Source organism: Clostridium frigidicarnis (assembly GCF_900111985.1).
Lineage (GTDB): Bacteria > Bacillota > Clostridia > Clostridiales > Clostridiaceae > Clostridium_Z > Clostridium_Z frigidicarnis.
Window position 1 is genome coordinate 1 of record NZ_FOKI01000093.1, and the last position, 2349, is coordinate 2349.

The window sequence follows — 2349 nt, forward strand, 5'->3', positions numbered from 1 at the left end:
TATGGTGACCCATAGGGGAATCGAACCCCTGTTACCACCGTGAAAGGGTGGTGTCTTGACCGCTTGACCAATGGGCCTTGTGTTTCGTGGCTGTTTTGTTATCCACTCGACATGTATTATAATACCTTAAACCTCATTTCATGTCAACACATTTTTTAATTTTTTTTTAGTTTTTTTCCCAAATATATTTACCTAAATTTTATATGATTATGAAAATCCTTTATTATCAGTACTTTGATAGAACGAATCTTCATTCAGTAAGTGTTACAGGCAATAACCATAAGATAAATTTTAGCTCTACATTCTTTCCCTTTTTATTTACCTAAATTTTTGAGTTCAACTAAAGCACAACCATCTATTAGATTCATATTATTTTCTTCTCCATATTTAAATATATCTTCTGAACCAGCTCCTGGTTGAACCAATATATTATTTATATTTAATGATTTTGCTTCTTTTAATATTTCTAACCCTTTTATAGAATTTATACATAAATCTACAACTTCTGTGTTAAAAGGTACATCTTTTAATGATGAATAAATGTCATTTCCACCTTTAGGATTTACCCCAGCAACATTATATTGTGCTGTTTTTAAACTATTTAATATTTTATAAGCATACTTTTCTTTGTTTAAAACATCTCCTACAACTACCCAATTTTTAAAACTCATAAATTCCTTTGCTTTCATAAATAATTCCTCCTTTATTGTTTTACTAATATTTAGTTTTCCATATAAAAAATAAATTATTATTATTTTTAGCTTATATTTTATTTATAATGGTATGTTTTATCAGTTGTTACATCTATTAGTTCACTAATCTCATTTATTAAGCATTTTATATTATAGTTATATTCATCAAAATCATTTGTTTTCTTAATGTCTAACTCTCCTATATCAGGAAAGTATTTTTTTAAATTATCGTAATTTTCATTGTTTAGTAAACACTCTTTGTTTAAATTATTTAATATAATACAATTACCTATAAGTCTATGAAATATGTCATGTAAATTTGTCATTTTTTCATAATGCAATAAATTTGTTCGACTTGATTTTATTTCTATCTCATAATCTTTTAAAGCAGTTTTATAGCTATTAAAATTTTCATGAAATCTTTCTATATTGAATTTTTCTTCTCTTTTTATATAATTTTCTAGGGAATTTAGAATGTCTTTTGCAAGATCTATAGATGTTTTTTGAACCCTTATATGTAGTTTCGGCGGGCATATAAAATAATTTACACTTACACCTATAATTACTCCAACTATTGTCTGAAGTATTCTAGTAAAATAATAATGCATAGGTTCAATGGAATGAGTCATAGTATATAAAAATGCTATAACTGCAAGAGTTGTTCCTCCTTGTAGTTTTAACAAATTAACAATATATATTACTAAAATCACGCCTAAAAAAGTTGCAACAAGATTAAGTTGAAAAAAGCCTGCCATTATCATACCAAAAGCAGCCCCTATACATGTTCCTATCACTCTAAATTTACCTACTCTATAGCTTGAATAAACAGACCCTTGAGTAGACATTAATGCTCCTAATGCAGCATAAAAAGGAGATTCATCTCCGAAAATATAAAATGGGATAATTGCTATTAAAATTGATAATGCTGTCTTTATAGTCCTTAAACCAGGTTTTTTAAAATTTACCACTCTACTCACCTACAATTAGTTTATATATATAGAATACATCGCAATTAATTAAAAATAAACACCCTTGATAATAGTATATTTATCTATAAATTCGTATACATCTTTACCACATTCTTTATATATCCAAAGAGGTTGATTTTTCTACGAAAAATTTATTATTAAAAATCAAATTATTAATTTCTAATAGCAATGTAGAGAAAAACATCCTTAATTTGTAACCTGTAATTATATGAAATACTTCTCAAAGTTATCTATAGCTTTAAAATATATAAGGCACATGAAAGAAAATAACAAGTCCAAAATGCCATGTATATTTTGTGTCAGACAAGGAAGTGATATTAGTTCATAGCATACTATGGGCTGATATCGCTGACGAAGTATGGCACAAAATAGACTAGCATACTGACTTGTTATTTTTTTGAATGTGCCTAATACCTTATAAAGTTAAATATCATATACTTTATCTCTTATTTAATACTTATCCTCTTAATAGTATAATAATCTATATATTATCATATTGTAGTTAGGCACATTAAAGAAAATAACAATTCAGAGATACTGTGTATATTTTGTGTAAGAGAACAAAAGGCTGCGCCTTTTTTAATTGACAATTGAGAATTGACGATTGACGATTATTGTTGAAAGTCACGGACTTCCTAAATATAAAGTTGAAGGTTGAGAGTGGAAAG

The 2349-nt window shown here is 26.9% G+C and carries 2 protein-coding genes and 1 tRNA gene; all 3 read right to left on the reverse strand.

Annotation, left to right across the window (positions count from 1 at the left end; genetic code table 11):
* Nucleotides 1–2: 2 nt before the first annotated feature.
* Nucleotides 3–77: transfer RNA gene (locus tag BM119_RS19380), tRNA-Glu, on the reverse strand.
* Between the two features lie 237 nt (nucleotides 78–314).
* On the reverse strand, nucleotides 315–689 hold the full coding sequence (locus tag BM119_RS19385) for a CoA-binding protein (RefSeq protein ID WP_090043339.1): 375 nt from the start codon (nucleotides 687–689) through the stop codon (nucleotides 315–317).
* Between the two features lie 80 nt (nucleotides 690–769).
* Nucleotides 770–1660, reverse strand: coding sequence for an FUSC family protein (locus BM119_RS19390; protein ID WP_177199525.1), 891 nt, complete (start codon nucleotides 1658–1660; stop codon nucleotides 770–772).
* Between the last annotated feature and the right edge of the window lie 689 nt (nucleotides 1661–2349).

What these genes read in the sequence shown, in the direction of transcription:
- BM119_RS19385 (WP_090043339.1), bottom strand. Translation starts at nt 689, where the DNA reads ATGAAAGCAAAGGAATTTATGAGTTTTAAAAATTGGGTAGTTGTAGGA.